1 protein-coding gene is annotated in these 17,278 nt (G+C 75.3%); it reads left to right on the plus strand.

What is annotated here, in order from left to right; genetic code table 11:
* The first annotated feature begins 24 nt into the window (after positions 1-24).
* Entirely contained in the window at positions 25-17,163 is a 17,139-nt protein-coding gene (locus AC067U_RS19050; protein ID WP_478830888.1) for an SDR family NAD(P)-dependent oxidoreductase, read from the plus strand.
* The last annotated feature ends 115 nt before the right edge of the window (positions 17,164-17,278 follow it).

Below are 17,278 nucleotides of genomic sequence, written 5' to 3' on the forward strand. Positions count from 1 at the left end.
GGCTTCTGTACGAGGGATGCACGCATGAACGAGGAAAAGCTCCGGTACTTCCTGAAGCGGGTGACGGCCGATCTCCACGAGACGCGCCGCCGGCTCCAGGAGGTCGAGTCGGAGGAGCAGGAGCCGATCGCGATCATCGGGATGAGCTGCCGCTACCCGGGCGACGTCGAGTCCCCCGAGGACCTGTGGCGGCTCGTGGCAGGGGAGACCGACGCCATCTCGCCGTTCCCCACCGACCGCGGCTGGGACACGGGCGCGCTCTTCGACGAGGACCCCGACGGACGCGGCACCAGCTACGTGCAGGAGGGCGGCTTCCTGCACTCCGCCAACCGGTTCGACCCGGCGTTCTTCGGGATCTCGCCCCGCGAGGCCACGGCGATGGACCCGCAGCAGCGCCTGCTCCTGGAGATCTCCTGGGAGGCGTTCGAACGGGCCGGCATCGACCCGACCTCGGTGCGCGGAAGCCGCACCGGCGTGTTCACCGGGGTCATGTACCACGACTACGCCTCCCGGCTGCGGGCCGTCCCGCCGGAGGTCGAGGGCTACCTCGGCACCGGCGCCTCCAGCAGCATCGCCTCCGGCCGCGTCTCGTACACGTTCGGCCTGGAAGGGCCGGCGCTCACCGTCGACACGGCCTGCTCCTCCTCCCTCGTCACCCTGCACCTCGCCATGCAGGCGCTCCGCAAGGGCGAGTGCTCGCTCGCCCTCGCGGGCGGTGTCACCGTCATGCCGACGCCGGGCACCTTCACCGAGTTCAGCAAGCAGCGCGGCCTGTCCTTCGACGGACGCTGCAAGTCCTTCGCGGACGCCGCCGACGGCACCGGCTGGGGCGAGGGCGCGGGCATGCTGCTGGTGGAGCGGCTGTCCAACGCCCGCCGCAACGGCCACCGCGTGCTGGCCGTCGTCCGGGGCTCCGCCGTCAACCAGGACGGCGCCAGCAACGGCCTGACCGCCCCCAACGGCCCGTCCCAGCAGCGCGTCATCCGCCAGGCCCTCGCCGACGCCCGGCTGACGGCGGCCGACATCGACGTCGTCGAGGCGCACGGCACCGGCACCACCCTCGGCGACCCGATCGAGGCCCAGGCGCTGCTCGCCACCTACGGCCGGGAGCACACGGACGACCTCCCCCTGTGGCTGGGCTCCGTCAAGTCCAACATCGGGCACACCCAGGCCGCGGCGGGTGTCGCCGGCGTCATCAAGATGGTCATGGCGATCCGCCACGGCCGGATCCCGAAGACCCTCCACGTGGACGAGCCGTCGACCAAGGTCGACTGGTCCGCGGGCGCGGTGTCGCTGCTGCGCGAGACCGTGGACTGGCCGGAGACCGGCCGCCCGCGCCGCGCCGCCGTGTCCTCGTTCGGCATCAGCGGCACCAACGCGCACACCATCATCGAGCAGGCGCCGCCCGCGGCGGCAGCCGGACCCGCCCCCGCCGCCCACCCCGCCGACGCCGACGGCGATGCCGGCGGCGACGCCGACGCCGCGGCTGCCGCCGCAGGCACCGGGCCCGCCGACGCCGCCGAGTCCGGCCCGCAGGCCCGTCCGGTCGTCGTGCCCCCGGCCCTGCCGTGGCCGGTGTCGGCCCGTACCGAAGAGGCCCTGCGCGCTCAGGCCGGGCGCCTGCTCGACCACCTGCGCGCCCACCCCGACCAGACGGCACAGGACATCAGCCTGACCCTGGCCACCGGCCGTGCCGCCCTCGAACACCGCGCCGTCGTCGTGGCCGGCGACCGGGAGGAAGCCCTAGCCGACCTCGCCGCGCTCGCCTCGGGCGGCACCACCTCCCAGCGGGTGGTCCTGGGCGAGGCCGCAGCCCGCGGCAAACTGGCCTTCCTCTTCACCGGTCAGGGCAGCCAGCGCCCCGGCACGGGCCGCGAACTGTACGCCGCCCACCCGCTGTTCGCAGACGCCCTCGACGAGGTCTGCGCCGCCCTGGACCCGCACCTCGCCACCCCGCTGAAGCAGGTGGTCTTCGGCGCCGACGCGGCGGTGCTGGACCGCACCGAGTACGCGCAGCCGGCACTGTTCGCGGTCGAGGTGGCCCTCTTCCGGCTCCTGGAGTCCTGGGGTGTGAAGCCGGACTTCCTGTCCGGGCACTCGGTCGGCGAGATCGCCGCCGCACACGTGGCCGGGGTCCTGTCCCTGGAGGACGCGTGCGCCCTGGTGGCGGCTCGCGGCCGGCTGATGCAGGCGCTGCCCGCCGGCGGTGTGATGATCGCGCTGGAGGCGACCGAGGCCGAGGTCCTGCCGCTGCTGACGGCCGGTGTGAGCATCGCGGCCGTCAACGGCCCGCGGTCGGTCGTGGTCGCCGGTGACGAGGACGCCGCCGTTGCCGTCACGGACGCCTTCCCGGGCCGCAAGACCAAGCGGCTGACGGTCAGTCACGCGTTCCACTCGCCGCACATGGACGGCATGCTCGACGACTTCCGTGAGGTGGTGTCCGGGCTTTCCTTCGCCGCCCCGCAGATTCCGGTCGTCTCCAACCTGACCGGCGCGCTCGTCACCGACGAGATGGGCTCGGCCGACTTCTGGGTCCGGCACGTCCGCGAGGCCGTCCGCTTCCTGGACGGCGTACGCGCCCTGGAGTCCGCGGGCGTGACGACGTACGTCGAACTCGGCCCGGACGGCGTGCTGTCCGCGCTCGCCCAGGGCTGCCTGACCGGCGACACCGGCGCGGCCGAGTTCACCCCCACCCTCCGCAAGGGCGGCTCCGAGGCCGCGACGGTCACCGCCGCCCTCGCCCGGGTCCACGTCCGCGGCACCGCCGTCGACTGGCACGCGTTCCACTCCGCCACCGGAGCCGAGCACGTGGACCTGCCCACCTACGCCTTCCAGCGCGAGCACTACTGGCTGGACGCCGGCACCCTCGGCGGCGACGTCACCACCGCGGGCCTCCGCTCCGCCGACCACCCCCTCCTCGGTGCCTCCGTCACCCTGGCCGACGCCGACGGCCTCCTCCTCACCGGCCGGCTGTCCCTCGCCGCCCACCCCTGGCTCGCCGACCACCGAGTCGCCGGCACCGCCCTGCTCCCGGGCACGGCCTTCGTCGAGCTGGCGCTCCAGGCGGGCGAGAAGGCCGGCTGCGCCCTGGTCGACGACCTCACCCTCGCCGCACCGCTCGTCCTCCCCGAAGAGGGCGGCGTCGAGCTGCAGATCACGGTCGCGGCACCGGACGAGTCGGGCCGCCGGTCCGTCGTCTTCCACTCCCGCGACGGCTTCGCGGCCGACGACGAGCCGTGGGTGCGCAACGCCACCGCCGTCCTGGCCGCGGCGGGCGAGGAGCCCCCGGCGTACGACCTGACCGCCTGGCCGCCGGCGGGAGCCGAAGCCGTCGACGTCGAGGCGCTGTACGACGCCCTCGCCGACGCCGGCTTCGGGTACGGGCCGGTGTTCCAGGGGCTGCGGGCCGCCTGGCGGCAGGGCCAGGACGTGTACGCCGAGGTGAGCCTCGGCTCCGAAACCCAGCCCGGTGCGGAGCAGTTCACCCTCCACCCGGCCCTCCTCGACTCGGTCCTGCACGCCATCAACCTCGGCTCGCTGGTGGAGGACACCGGCCAGGGACGGCTGCCCTTCTCCTGGTCCGGAATCTCGGTACATTCGGCAGGGGCGGACGCGCTGCGCGTACGGCTCTCCCCGGCCGGCCGGGACACGGTCCGGCTGGAGATCGCCGACGCGGCGGGCGCGCCCGTCGCATCGGTCGACGGCCTCGCGCTGAGGGCCTTCTCGCCCGAGCAGCTCGGCAGGCAGGCCCACGGCCTCGGCAACGCCCTGCACCGCGTGGAGTGGGCCGAGGCCGCCGCGGCGGGCGGGCCGGCCGAGGACTGGATGCTGCTCGGCGAGGGCACGCAGGCGTTCGCGGACCTGGCCGGTCTGGGCATCGCGGTCGTCGAAGGCGGCGAGATCCCCCCGGTGCTCGTCGTGCCCTGCACGGAGGCCGCGGGTGAGGGCGTGGCCGCTGCCGTGCACGCCGAGACGGGCCGGGTCCTGTCCCTGGTGAAGGAGTGGCTGGCCGACCGCCGCTTCGCGGACGGCCGCCTCGTCGTCCTGACCCGCGGTGCCGTGGCCGCCCTGCCGGGCGAGGTCCCGGCGGACCTCGCACGCGCTGCCGTACGGGGTCTGGTGCGGTCGGCGCAGTCGGAGAACCCGGGCCGGATCGTCCTCGTCGACCTCGACAGCGACCGCGTCACCGACGGAGCTGGCGACATCGCCGAGGGGCTTTCGGCCGCGCTCGCCACCGGCGAGCCCGAGGTCGCCGTACGGGCGGGCAAGGTCCTGGCGCCGCGGCTCGCGCGTGCCGGGGTGCCGGCCGGGGAGGCCGCCGCGTGGGATGCCGAGGGCACGGTGCTGGTGACGGGTGCGAGCGGTTCGCTGGGCGGGCTGTTCGCCCGTCACCTGGTGGCCGAGCAGGGTGTCCGGCGCCTGCTGCTGGTGTCCCGTCGCGGTGGAGCGGCCGAGGGTGCCGCGGAGCTGTCGGCGGAGCTGGCCGGTCTGGGTGCCGAGGTGTCGTGGGCGGCCTGTGACGTGGCCGACCGGGACGCGCTCGCGGCGGTCCTGGCCGGTATCCCGGCGGAGCACCCGCTGACCGCGGTCGTGCACACCGCGGGTGTGCTGGACGACGGCGTGATCGGCTCGCTGACGGCGGACCGACTGTCGGCGGTGCTGCGTCCGAAGGTGGACGCGGCCTGGAACCTCCACGAGCTGACGGCCGGCCTGGAGCTCTCCGCGTTCGTGCTGTTCTCCTCCGCCGCCGGTGTGTTCGGCGGCGCCGGACAGGCCAACTACGCGGCCGGCAACACCTTCCTCGACGCCCTGGCCGAACACCGCCGGGCGCAGGGTCTGCCCGCCACCTCGCTGGCGTGGGGTCTCTGGGCCGAGGTCGGCGGCATGGGCGATGCGCTGGATGCCGAGGACGTCTCACGCCTGGGCCGTGGCGGTGTCCACGCCATCGGCGCGGCGGAGGGCGTGGCACTGTTCGACGCCGCTTGCGCCGCCGACCAGGCGCTGCTGGTGCCGGTGAAGCTGGACCTGGCGGCACTGCGGGCCCAGGCCGGCAGCGGCATGCTCCCGCCGCTGCTCTCCGGCCTCGTGCGGGTGCCCGTACGCCGTGCCGCCCGGGGTGCCGGGGGCGCGTTCGCCCGGCAGCTGGCAGCGCTCCCGCAGGAGCAGCAGCACGGTGCCGTGGTCGAGCTGGTCCGCGGCCAGGTCGCCGCCGTCCTCGGCTTCGCCGGACCCGAAGCGGTCGACCCGGCACGCTCGTTCAACGAGGTCGGCTTCGACTCGCTGACCGCCGTCGAACTGCGCAACCGGCTCGGTGCCGCCACCGGCGTCCGCCTGCCCGCCACGCTCGTCTTCGACTACCCGACCCCTGCCGTCCTGGCGGACTACCTCCACGCCGAACTGCTCGGCAGCCAGGAGGCGGCCACGGCCACCTCCCCGGCCGCCGCCACCCGCCACGACGACGAGCCGATCGCCATCGTGGCCATGGCCTGCCGCTTCCCCGGTGGCGTCCGCTCGCCCGAGGACCTGTGGCAGCTCGTCCTGGACGGCCGCGACGCCGTCTCGGACATGCCGGACGACCGCGGCTGGGACCTCGCCGGCCTGTTCAGCGCGGACCCCGACCAGGCCGGCACGAGCTACAGCACCGCCGGCGGCTTCCTCCACGACGCCCACCACTTCGACCCGGTGTTCTTCGGCATGTCGCCGCGCGAGGCCCTCGCCACCGACCCGCAGCAGCGCCTGCTGCTGGAGACCTCCTGGGAGGCGTTCGAGCGGGCCGGCATCGACCCCGCGTCCGTGCGAGGCAGCCGTACCGGCGTCTTCGCCGGCGTCATGTACAACGACTACGGCACCCTGCTCCACCGCGCCCCCGCAGGGCTTGAGGGCTACATGGGGACGTCCAGCTCGGGTAGCGTCGCCTCGGGCCGCGTCTCCTACACCTTCGGTCTCGAAGGCCCCGCGGTCACCGTCGACACCGCCTGTTCGTCCTCCCTCGTGACCCTGCACCTGGCCGCACAGGCGCTGCGCAACGGCGAGTGCGACCTGGCGCTGGCCGGCGGCGTGACCGTGATGGCCACACCCGGTACGTTCATCGCGTTCAGCCGCCAGCGCGGTCTGGCCACGGACGGCCGCTGCAAGCCGTTCGCGGCCGCCGCCGACGGCACCGCGTGGGGTGAAGGCGTCGGCATGCTGCTCGTGGAGCGGCTCTCCGACGCCCGTCGCAACGGCCACCAGGTCCTCGCGGTGGTCCGCGGCACTGCCATCAACCAGGACGGCGCCTCCAACGGGCTGACCGCCCCGAACGGCCCCTCCCAGCAGCGCGTCATCCGCCAGGCCCTCGCCAACGCCGGCCTGACCGCCGCGGACGTGGACGCCGTGGAGGCGCACGGCACCGGCACCACCCTCGGCGACCCGATCGAAGCGCAGGCCCTCCTCGCCACCTACGGTCGCGAGCACGAGGCCGGTGCGCCGCTGTGGCTCGGCTCGATCAAGTCCAACATGGGCCACACACAGGCCGCGGCGGGTGTCGCCGGCATCATCAAGATGGTGCAGGCGATGCGCCACGGGGTGCTGCCGAAGACCCTGCACGTGGACGAGCCCACCCCGCACGTCGACTGGGCCGAGGGCGCCGTCTCGCTCCTCACCGAGACCGTGGACTGGCCGGAGACCGGCCGCCCGCGCCGCGCCGCCGTGTCGTCCTTCGGCATCAGCGGCACCAACGCGCACACCATCATCGAGCAGGCCCCGGACGAGACGGACGGGCCCGCCACGCCGGCCGGTCACGCCTCCCCGGCTGGTCACGCCTCCCCGGCCGCGGAGGGCGCAACGCCGGTGGCGTCCGTGCTGCCGTACCTGCTGTCCGCGAAGTCGGACGGGGCGCTGCGCGCCCAGGCGGCCCGCCTCCGGGCCCACCTCCAGGACGCGCCCGAGGCCGGTGCGGTCGACGTCGCCTGGTCGCTGGCCACCCGTCGCGCCGCGTTCGACCACCGCGCGGTGGTCGTGGCCGGTGACCGGGACGAGCTCCTGCGCGGCCTGGCCGCGCTGGCGGACGGCGACCCGGTCGCTCCCGGCGTCACCACCGGCACCGTCGGCGCCGCAGGGGCCGGGAAGCTGGCCTTCCTGTTCACCGGCCAGGGCAGCCAGCGCCTGGGTATGGGCCGTGAACTGTACGGCGCCCACCCGGTGTTCGCTGCCGCCCTCGATGCGGTGTGCGACCGCATGCATCTCGAACGGCCGCTGAAGGAAGTGCTGTTCGGGTCGGACGAAGAGCTCCTGGACGAGACGGCGTACACCCAGCCCGCGCTGTTCGCGGTCGAAGTGGCCCTGTTCCGGTTGCTGGAGTCCTGGGGCGTGAAGCCGGACTTCCTGTCCGGCCACTCGATCGGTGAGATCGCCGCAGCGCACGTGGCCGGGGTCCTGTCCCTGGAGGACGCGTGCACCCTGGTGGCCGCCCGCGGCCGGTTGATGCAGGCCCTGCCGGCCGGCGGTGTGATGATCGCCGTGGAGGCCGCCGAGGACGAGGTCCTGCCGCTGCTCGCCGACACCGACCGGGTGAGCATCGCCGCGGTCAACGGCCCGCGGTCGGTCGTGGTCGCGGGTGACGAGGACCCGGCGGCCGTCATCGCGGCGCACTTCGAGGCTCAGGGCCGCAAGACCAAGCGGCTGACGGTCAGTCACGCGTTCCACTCGCCGCACATGGACGGCATGCTGGAGGACTTCCGGCGCGTGGCCGAGGGGCTCACGTACGCCGCCCCGCGCATCCCGGTCGTCTCCAACCTGATCGGCGCGCTCGTCACCGACGAGATGGGCTCGGCCGACTTCTGGGTCCGGCACGTCCGCGAGGCCGTCCGCTTCCTCGACGGCGTCCGCGCCTTGGAGGCCGCCGGCGTCACCACGTACGTCGAACTCGGCCCGGACGGCGTCCTGTCGGCCATGGCCCAGGCCTGCCTGACCGACGACACCGGCTCCGCCGCCCTCGCCCCCGCCCTGCGCGCCGGACGCCCCGAGGCCGAGACCCTCACCACGGCCCTCGCCCACGCCCACGCGCGGGGAAGCTCCGTCGACTGGGAGACCTGGTTCGCGGGCACCGGTGCGCGCAGCACCGACCTGCCGACGTACGCCTTCCAGCACGAGCGGTACTGGATCGACATCGCTCCGGGCGCCTTCGCCGACGCGGCGGCGGCCGGCCTGCGGTCCGCCGGCCATCCGCTGCTCGGCGCCTCGGTGACCCTCGCCGACGGCGACGGCCTGCTGCTCACCGGCCGCCTGTCGCTCGCCACCCACCCATGGCTCGCGGACCACCGGGTGATGGGCTCGGCGCTCCTGCCCGGCACGGCCTTCGTCGAACTGGCCCTGCGGGCGGGGGAGCAGGCCGGTTGCGACCTGGTGGACGAGCTGACGCTCGCCGCACCCCTGGTGCTGCCCGAGGAGGGCGGCGTCGAGCTGCAGATCTCCGTCGGCGCGGCCGACGACTCGGGCCGCCGGTCCGTCGTCTTCCACTCCCGGGACGCCCTGGCGGCCGACGAGGACCCGTGGACCCTGAACGCGACCGCGACACTGGGCGGAACCGGGGCCCCCGCCCCGGCGTTCGACCTCTCCGCCTGGCCGCCGGCCGGGGCGGAACCGGTCCCCGTGGACGGGCTGTACGAGGGCCTGGCGGACGCCGGCTTCGGGTACGGGCCGGTGTTCCAGGGCCTGCGGGCCGCCTGGCGGCAGGGCGAGGACGTGTTCGCCGAGGTCGCGCTGGAGGCCGAAGCCGACCCCGGCGCCGAGCAGTTCACCCTCCATCCCGCGCTGCTGGACGCCGTCCTGCACGCCATCGGACTCGGCCCGCTCGTGGCGGACACCGGCGAGGGCCGCCTCCCGTTCTCCTGGTCCGGTGTGGCCGTGCACTCGACCGGGGCGGACGCCCTGCGCGTCCGGCTGTCGAGGGCCGGCCGGGACGCGGTGCGGCTGGAGATCGCCGATGCCACCGGCGAGCCCGTCGCGTTCGTGGACAGCCTCGCCCTGCGGGCCTTCTCGCCCGACCGGCTCGGCACGGGCACGGGGGGCCGGCGTGACTCCCTCTTCCGCGTGGAGTGGGTGGAGGCCGCCAGGCCCGCCCGGGACGCCTCGCACGGGTCCGTCGCGGACTGGCCCGTGCTGGGCGGGGGCGACGCCGCGGTGCGTGAGCTCGCCGAGCTGGACGCGGTCCCGCCGGTGCTCGTCGTGCCGTGCGCCGGGCCCGCCGAGGCCGATGCGGCCCGGGCGGTGCACACGGCGACCGGCCGGGTGCTGGCGCTGGTCCGGCAGTGGCTGTCCGACGACCGGTTCGCGGACGCGCGTCTGGCGTTCGTGACGCGGGGCGCGGTGGCCGCCGCACCGGACGAGCCCGTCCCGGACCTCGCCCACGCCGCGGTGTGGGGCCTGGTGCGGTCGGCGCAGTCCGAGAACCCGGGCCGCTTCGTCCTCGTCGACGTGGATGACGCGAGCCACTTTGAGGCAGGCGTCTCCGCCGCCCTCGCCTCCGGCGAGTCCGAGGTGGCGGTCCGGCGCGGAACGGCCCTGGTGCCGAGGCTGGCGCGGGCCGACGCGGCAGCCGACACCACGGCCCGACCGGATGCCGAGGGCACGGTGCTGGTGACGGGTGCGAGCGGTTCGCTGGGCGGGCTGTTCGCGCGGCACCTGGTGGCCGAGTACGGCGTCCGGCGCCTGCTGCTGGTGTCGCGTCGTGGTGAGGCGGCCGAGGGCGCGCAGGGGCTGTCGGCGGAGCTGGCCGGTCTGGGTGCCGAGGTGTCCTGGGCGGCCTGTGACGTGGCCGACCGGGAGGCGTTGGCCGGCGTACTGGCCGGCATTCCGGCGGAGCACCCGCTGACGGCGGTCGTGCACACCGCGGGTGTGCTGGATGACGGCGTGATCGGCTCGCTGACGGCCGAGCGGCTGTCGGCGGTGCTGCGTCCGAAGGTGGACGCGGCCTGGAACCTGCACGAGCTGACGGCTGGCCTGGACCTCTCCGCGTTCGTGCTGTTCTCCTCCGCCGCCGGTGTGTTCGGCGGCGCCGGACAGGCCAACTACGCGGCCGGCAACACCTTCCTCGACGCCCTGGCCGCACACCGGCGGGCACAGGGCCTGCCCGGAACGTCCCTCGCCTGGGGCCTGTGGGCCGAAGAAGGCGGCGGCATGGGCGCCGCGCTGGACGCCGAGGACGTGGCGCGGATGAACCGGAGCGGCGTGCACGCCCTGACCGCCCCCGAGGGCCTGGCCCTGTTCGACGCCGCCTCCGGCGCCGGACAGCCCTCCCTGCTCGTCCCCGTCAGGCTGGACCTGCCCGCGCTCCGTGCCGCGGCGGGCAGCGGGATGCTCCCGCCGCTGCTCTCCGGCCTCGTGCGGATGCCCGCCCGCCGTGCCGCCCGGGGCGGCACGGCCGCCGGCGGCGCGTTCGCCCGGCAGCTGGCGGCGCTGGCCGTGGAGGAACAAGCGGGTGCCGTGCTGGAGCTGGTCCGCGGTCAGGTGGCCGCGGTGCTCGGCTTCGCCGCACCCGAGGCGGTCGACCCGGCGCGGTCCTTCAGCGAGGTCGGCTTCGACTCGCTGACCGCGGTCGAGCTGCGCAACCGGCTCGGTGCCGCCACAGGCGTCCGCCTGCCCGCCACGCTCGTCTTCGACTACCCCCACCCCGCCGTCCTGGCCGAGTACCTCCACACCGAACTCCTCGGCAGCCACGAAACGGCAGGCCCGGCGACGCCGGCCGCCGCCGGCGCGCACGACGACGACCCGATCGCCATCGTGGCCATGGCCTGCCGCTTCCCCGGCGGGGTCCGCTCGCCCGAGGACCTCTGGCAGCTCGTCCGCGAAGGCCGCGACGCCATCTCCGGCATGCCCGACGACCGCGGCTGGGACCTCTCCGGAGTACTCGACCCGGCCCGTCCGGACACCGGATTCAGCCCGACCGGCGGCTTCCTCCACGACGCCCACCACTTCGACCCGGTGTTCTTCGGCATCTCGCCCCGCGAGGCCCTCGCCACAGACCCCCAGCAGCGCCTCCTTCTGGAGACCACCTGGGAGGCGTTCGAGCGGGCCGGCATCGACCCCGCGTCCGTGCGCGGCAGCCGTACCGGCGTGTTCGCCGGCGTCATGTACAACGACTACGGCACCCTGCTCCACCGCGCCCCTGAGGGCCTCGAGGGCTACATGGGCACCGCCAGCTCGGGCAGCGTGGTCTCCGGCCGGGTCTCGTACACCTTCGGCCTGGAGGGCCCGGCGGTCACCGTCGACACCGCCTGCTCCTCCTCCCTCGTGACCCTGCACCTGGCCGTGCAGGCCCTCCGCAACGGCGAATGCGACCTGGCGCTCGCGGGCGGGGTGACGGTGATGGCCACACCGGGCACCTTCATCGCCTTCGGTGTCCAGCGCGGTCTGGCGACCGACGGCCGCTGCAAGCCGTTCGCGGCCGCCGCCGACGGCACCGCGTGGGGCGAGGGCGTCGGCATGCTGCTCGTGGAGCGGCTCTCCGACGCCCGCCGCAACGGGCACCCCGTGCTCGCCGTGGTCCGCGGCTCCGCCGTCAACCAGGACGGCGCCTCCAACGGCCTCACCGCCCCCAACGGGCCCTCCCAGCAGCGCGTCATCCGGCAGGCCCTGGCCAACGCCGGGCTGACGGCGTCCGAGGTGGACGCGGTCGAGGCGCACGGCACCGGCACCACCCTCGGTGACCCGATCGAGGCGCAGGCCCTGCTGGCCACCTACGGCCGGGAGCACACGGACGAGCAGCCGCTCTGGCTCGGCTCGATCAAGTCCAACGTGGGCCACACACAGGCCGCCGCCGGTGTGGCGGGCATCATCAAGATGGTCCAGGCGATCCGGCACGGGATGCTTCCGCAGACCCTGCACGTGGACGAGCCCACCCCGCACGTCGACTGGTCCGAGGGGGCCGTGTCCCTCCTCGAATCGGCCACCCCCTGGCCGGAGACCGGCCGCCCGCGACGCGCCGCCGTGTCCTCGTTCGGCATCAGCGGCACCAACGCGCACACCATCATCGAGCAGGCCCCCGAGCCGGTGGAGCCCGTCACCGGGGACACCGGGGACACCGGGGACGCCGGTGCCGCCGCCGCCCCGCTGCCCTATGTCCTGTCGGCGAAGACGGCGGACGCCCTCCGCGACCAGGCCGCCCGGCTGCGGGCCCACCTGGAGGAGTCGACCGGACTCGCACCCGCCGACGTGGCCTTCTCGCTCGCCACCACCAGGGCCGCGTTCGACCACCGTGCGGTGGTCGTCGCCGACGGCCGGGACGAGCTGCTGCGCGGCCTGACCGCCCTCGACGACGGGGCCGCCGCGGCCGGCGTGGCCCGCGGCACGGCCGGCGCCGGGAAGACGGCGTTCGTCTTCCCGGGCCAGGGCTCACAGTGGGTGGGCATGGCAGCGGCCCTGCTCGACGCGTCGCCGGTGTTCGCCTCCCGCATCGACGCGTGCGCCAAGGCACTGGAGCCCTTCACCGACTGGTCGTTGACGGACGTCCTCCGGGGCGTGGACGGTGCGCCGTCCCTGGACCGGGTGGACGTGGTCCAGCCGTCCTTGTTCGCCGTGATGGTGTCGCTGGCGGAGGCTTGGCGGGCCGCGGGCGTGCGGCCCGGTGCCGTGATCGGCCATTCGCAGGGGGAGATCGCGGCCGCGTGTGTGGCGGGGATCCTGTCGCTGGAGGACGCGGCCCGGGTGGTGGCTCTGCGGAGCCAGGCGATCGGTCGGGTGCTGGCGGGGTTGGGCGGCATGGTGTCCGTGCCGCTGCCGGCCGCGGAGGTCCGGGAGCGGATCGCCCCGTGGGGTGAGCAGCGGATCTCCGTCGCCGCCGCCAACGGCCCCTCCTCGGTGGTGATTTCCGGTGAGGTGCAGGCGCTGGAGGAGTTCCTGGCCGCCTGCGAGGCCGATGGCGTGCGGGCGAAGCGGATCGCGGTGGACTACGCCTCCCATTCCGCGCAGGTCGACCTGCTGAAGGACGAGCTGGCCGAGTTGCTGGCGCCGATCGAACCCCGTGCCGCCGAAGTGCCGTTCCTGTCCACCGTCACCGGTGAGTGGGTCAAGGGTCCCGAGCTGGACGCCGGTTACTGGTTCCGCAACCTGCGGCAGACCGTCGAGCTGGAGGACGCCACCCGCACCCTCCTCGACCAGGGCTTCGGTGTCTTCATCGAGTCCAGCCCGCACCCGGTGCTGACCGTCGGCATGCAGGAGACCATCGAGGAAGCGGGCCGCGAGGCAGCCGCCGTCCTGGGCTCGCTGCGCCGCAACGAGGGCGGCCTGGACCGCTTCCGGCTGTCCCTGGCCGAGGCGTACGTCCGGGGCGTGCAGGTCGACTGGGACGCCCTGTTCGCCGGAACCGGCGCGCAGCGCGTGGACCTGCCCACCTACGCCTTCCAGCGCGAGCGCTACTGGATCGAGGTGCCGGCCGGCCGGGCCGGTGACGTGGCCTCCGCCGGACTCGGCGCGGCCCGGCACCCGCTGCTCGGCGCGGCCGTGGAACTGCCCGACTCGGAAGGCTTCCTGTTCACCGGTCGCCTGTCGCTGCGGACCCACCCCTGGCTGGCCGACCACCGGGCCGCGGACTCCGTCCTGCTGCCGGGCACCGCGTTCGTGGAACTCGCCCTGCACGCCGGCCGGCGCGTCGGCAGCGTCCTCCTCGAAGAGCTGACCCTGGAGGCGCCGCTGGTGCTGCCCGAGCACGGTGCGCTCCAGCTCCGCGTGTCGGTGGCCGCGCCCGACGGGACGGGCAGGCGGTCCCTCCAGGTCCACTCGCGGCCGGAGGGCACCGACGGCGACGACGGCCCGGCCGGGGACGAGCCCTGGACGCGGCACGCCGGCGGTGTGCTCGGTGCGGCCGACGGTCCGGCCGTGCCCCGGCCCGCCGCACCGGAGGTCTGGCCCCCCGCGGGAGCCGAACAGCTCGACGTGGCGGATCTGTACGAGCTGTTCGCCGCGGGCGGGTACGCCTACGGCCCCGCGTTCAGCAACCTGACGGCCGCCTGGCGGCGCGGGGACGAACTGTTCACCGAACTGTCCCTCCCCGAGGACTCCCGGGCCGAGGCAGCGGACTTCGCGGTGCACCCGGCGCTTCTGGACGCGGGGCTGCACGGTCTCGCGCTGGGCTCCTTCTTCGCCGAGGACGGGGAACCCGGCGCGGCAGTCCGGATGCGGCTGCCCTTCTCCTTCACCGGCGTCGGACTGCACGCCGTCGGAGCCGGTGCGCTGAGGGTGCGGCTGGCCCCCGCCGGGCCGGACGCGGTGTCCCTCGCGGCGTTCGACGAGCAGGGCGAGGCGGTGGTGTCGGTGGAGTCGCTGCTGCTGCGCGAGCTCGACCCGGCGCGGCTCCGGGCGTCCCGGTCCGCGTACCACGATTCGCTGTTCCGCCTCGACTGGCCCGCCGTCGCGGGTACGTCCGTGCCGGGTGGCGGACGCTGGGCCGTCGTCGGCACCGACACCCTCGGGCTGGAGGCCGCACTGGGCGCGGCGGGCCTCACCGCCGAGGCGTACGCCGACCTGGACGCCCTCTTCGGGGTGGTGGCCGCCGGAAAGCCGCGGCCAGACACCGTCCTGGTCCCGTTCGCCTCACCCGACGCGGACGGCCCGGCGGAGACCACCGGAGCCGGTGCCGGAGCCGGAGCTGGATCCGGAGCCGCGGGGACCGCGGAGGCCGTCCGGCGGGCGGCCCGGGACGCCCTCGGGCTCGTCCAGGACTGGCAGGCCGGGGAACCGCTCGCCGGGACCCGCCTGGTCGTGGTCACGCGTGGCGCCGTCGAGGCGAGGCCCGGCGAGGGGGTGGCGGACCTGGCGCACGCGCCCGTGTGGGGTCTGCTGCGGTCCGCGCAGTCGGAGAACCCGGACCGGTTCCTGCTGCTCGACCTCGACGCCGCCCACCCGGGCGCAGCGGCCGGGGACACAGCGGCGGACCTCGGCGCCCTGCTGGCCGCCGCCGTGGCCACCGGTGAACCCCAGCTCGCCGTCCGCGGCGGGGCCCTGCACGCCCCCAGGCTGGCCAGGGTGCCCGCAGCCCTCCCCGACACTCCCGGATCAGGCGAGGGCGCCGGGACGGCCGGTGCCACCGAGGTCACCGGTGCCACCGAGGTCACCGAGGCCACCGAGGTCGCCGATGCCGCCGCGGGGACTGCGGCCGGCAACGCACGGGACGCCGCCCCCGCCGGGGCCGCGGCGCTCGATCCGGAGGGCACGGTCCTCATCACCGGCGGCACCGGTGTGCTCGGTGGACTGCTGGCCCGCCACCTCGTGACGGAACACGGAGTCCGGCGCCTGCTGCTGACCAGCCGTCGCGGCCCCGCCGCCCCCGGCGCCGCCGGACTCCTCGCGGAACTGGCCGTACTGGGCGCCGAAGCGGAGGCCGTCGCCTGCGACGCGTCCGACCGCGAAGCGCTGGCCGCGCTGCTGGCGTCCGTCCCGGCCGAGCACCCGCTCACCGCCGTCGTCCACACCGCGGGCCACCTCGACGACGGGCTCGTACCGTCCCTGACCCCGGAGAGGCTGGACGCGGTCCTGCGCCCGAAGACGGACGCGGCCCTGCACCTGCACGAGCTCACCCGGGATCTGGACCTCGCCGCGTTCGTGCTGTTCTCCTCGGCGGCCGGCACGCTCGGCAGCCCCGGCCAGGCCAACTACGCCGCGGCCAACGCCTTCCTCGACGCACTGGCGCAGCACCGGCGGGCGGCCGGGCTGCCCGCCGTGTCGCTGGCCTGGGGCCTGTGGGAGCAGCGCAGCGAGATGACCGGCGACCTGTCCGACGCCGACGTCCAGCGGATGGCACGGGCCGGACTGGCCCCCCTGTCGTCCGCCGAGGGCCTCGCCCTCTACGACACGGCGTCCGGCCTGGCCGAGGGCGGCAGCGTGTTCGTCGCCATGCACCTGGACGCGGCACCGCTGCGGGTCCAGGCTGACGCGGGAGCCCTCCCGGCCGTCTTCCGCGGGCTGGTGCGCGGCGGGCTCCGCAGGGTGGCGGCCCACGGGGCCGCCGACGCGGCCGCGTCCGCCGCCGCACGACGGCTCCAGGGCCTGTCCGCGCTGCCGGAGGAGGAGCAGGAGCGGGTCCTGCTGGAGGTGGTCCGGGCCACGGCCGCCGCCGTGCTCGCCTACCCGTCGCCCGAGGCGGTGGGGGAGTCCCAGCCCTTCCTGGAGCTCGGCCTGGACTCGCTGACCGCGGTCGAGCTGCGCAACCAGCTGAACGCGGTGACGGGACTGCGGCTGCCCGCCACCCTGCTCTTCGACCACCCGACCCCGCTGCTGGTCGCGGAGCGGCTGCGTACCGAGCTCGCCGGGCCCGCCGGCACCGACGGAGCCCGGGGCGGGCAAGCGCAGGGCGGGTCCGGGACCGGTGGCGTGTTCGGGGCGATGCTCCACGAGGCCGGGGCGCAGGGCGCGTCCGGCCCGTTCATGGAGCTGCTGATGCAGGCCTCCCGGTTCCGGCCGTCCTTCGCCTCGCCGGCCGAGCTCCGCAAGGCGCCCGCCCTCGTACGGCTCTCCCGCGGGGAGGACGCCGCCCCCGGCCTGGTCTGCTTCTCCTCGATCCTGTCGATCTCCGGGCCGCACCAGTACGCCCGGTTCGCGTCCGCGTTCCGCGGGCGGCGGGACGTCCACGCGATGGCAGCCCCCGGGTTCGTACGGGGCGAGCAACTGCCCGCGAGCACCGAGGCGGTGATCGAGGCGAAGGCCGAAGCCGTCCTGCGGCACGCGGACGGAGCGCCGTTCGTCCTGCTCGGGCACTCCTCGGGCGGCATCTTCGCCCACGCCGTGGCCGGGAAGCTGGAACGGGCCGGGATCTTCCCGGAGGCCGTGGTCCTGATCGACATCTACTCCCACGACGACGACGCGATCCTCGGCATCCAGCCGGGGCTGGCGAAGGGCGTCGACGAGCGGCAGGACACGCACGTCCCGGTCGACGACGACCGGCTGCTGGCGATGGGCGCCTACTTCCGGCTGTTCGGCGGCTGGAAGCCGGAGGAGATCAAGACGCCCACGCTGCTGGTACGGGCCGAGGAGCGGTTCTTCGACTGGAGCCGCCGGCAGGACGGCGACTGGCGGTCCTACTGGGACCTGGAGCACAGCGTCCTGGACGTGCCCGGCAACCACTTCACCATGATGGAGGGCCACGCCGGGACGACCGCGCAGGCCGTCGAGAGCTGGCTGGAGTCCCACCGCTGAGGACGCGGCGGCCGGTGGGACGAAGGCCGGGCCCCCGCCCCGCAAGGGGTGGGGGCCCGGCCCGTCGCGGCCCTGCGGTGATCCGTCCGGCGGTGGTCCGCCGGCCGTCCGCCGT

It is taken from the genome of Streptomyces sp. NPDC043853 (genome assembly GCF_056436025.1).

Coding starts and splice junctions, on each gene's coding strand:
- AC067U_RS19050 (WP_478830888.1), top strand. CDS start 25: ATGAACGAGGAAAAGCTCCGGTACTTCCTGAAGCGGGTGACGGCCGAT.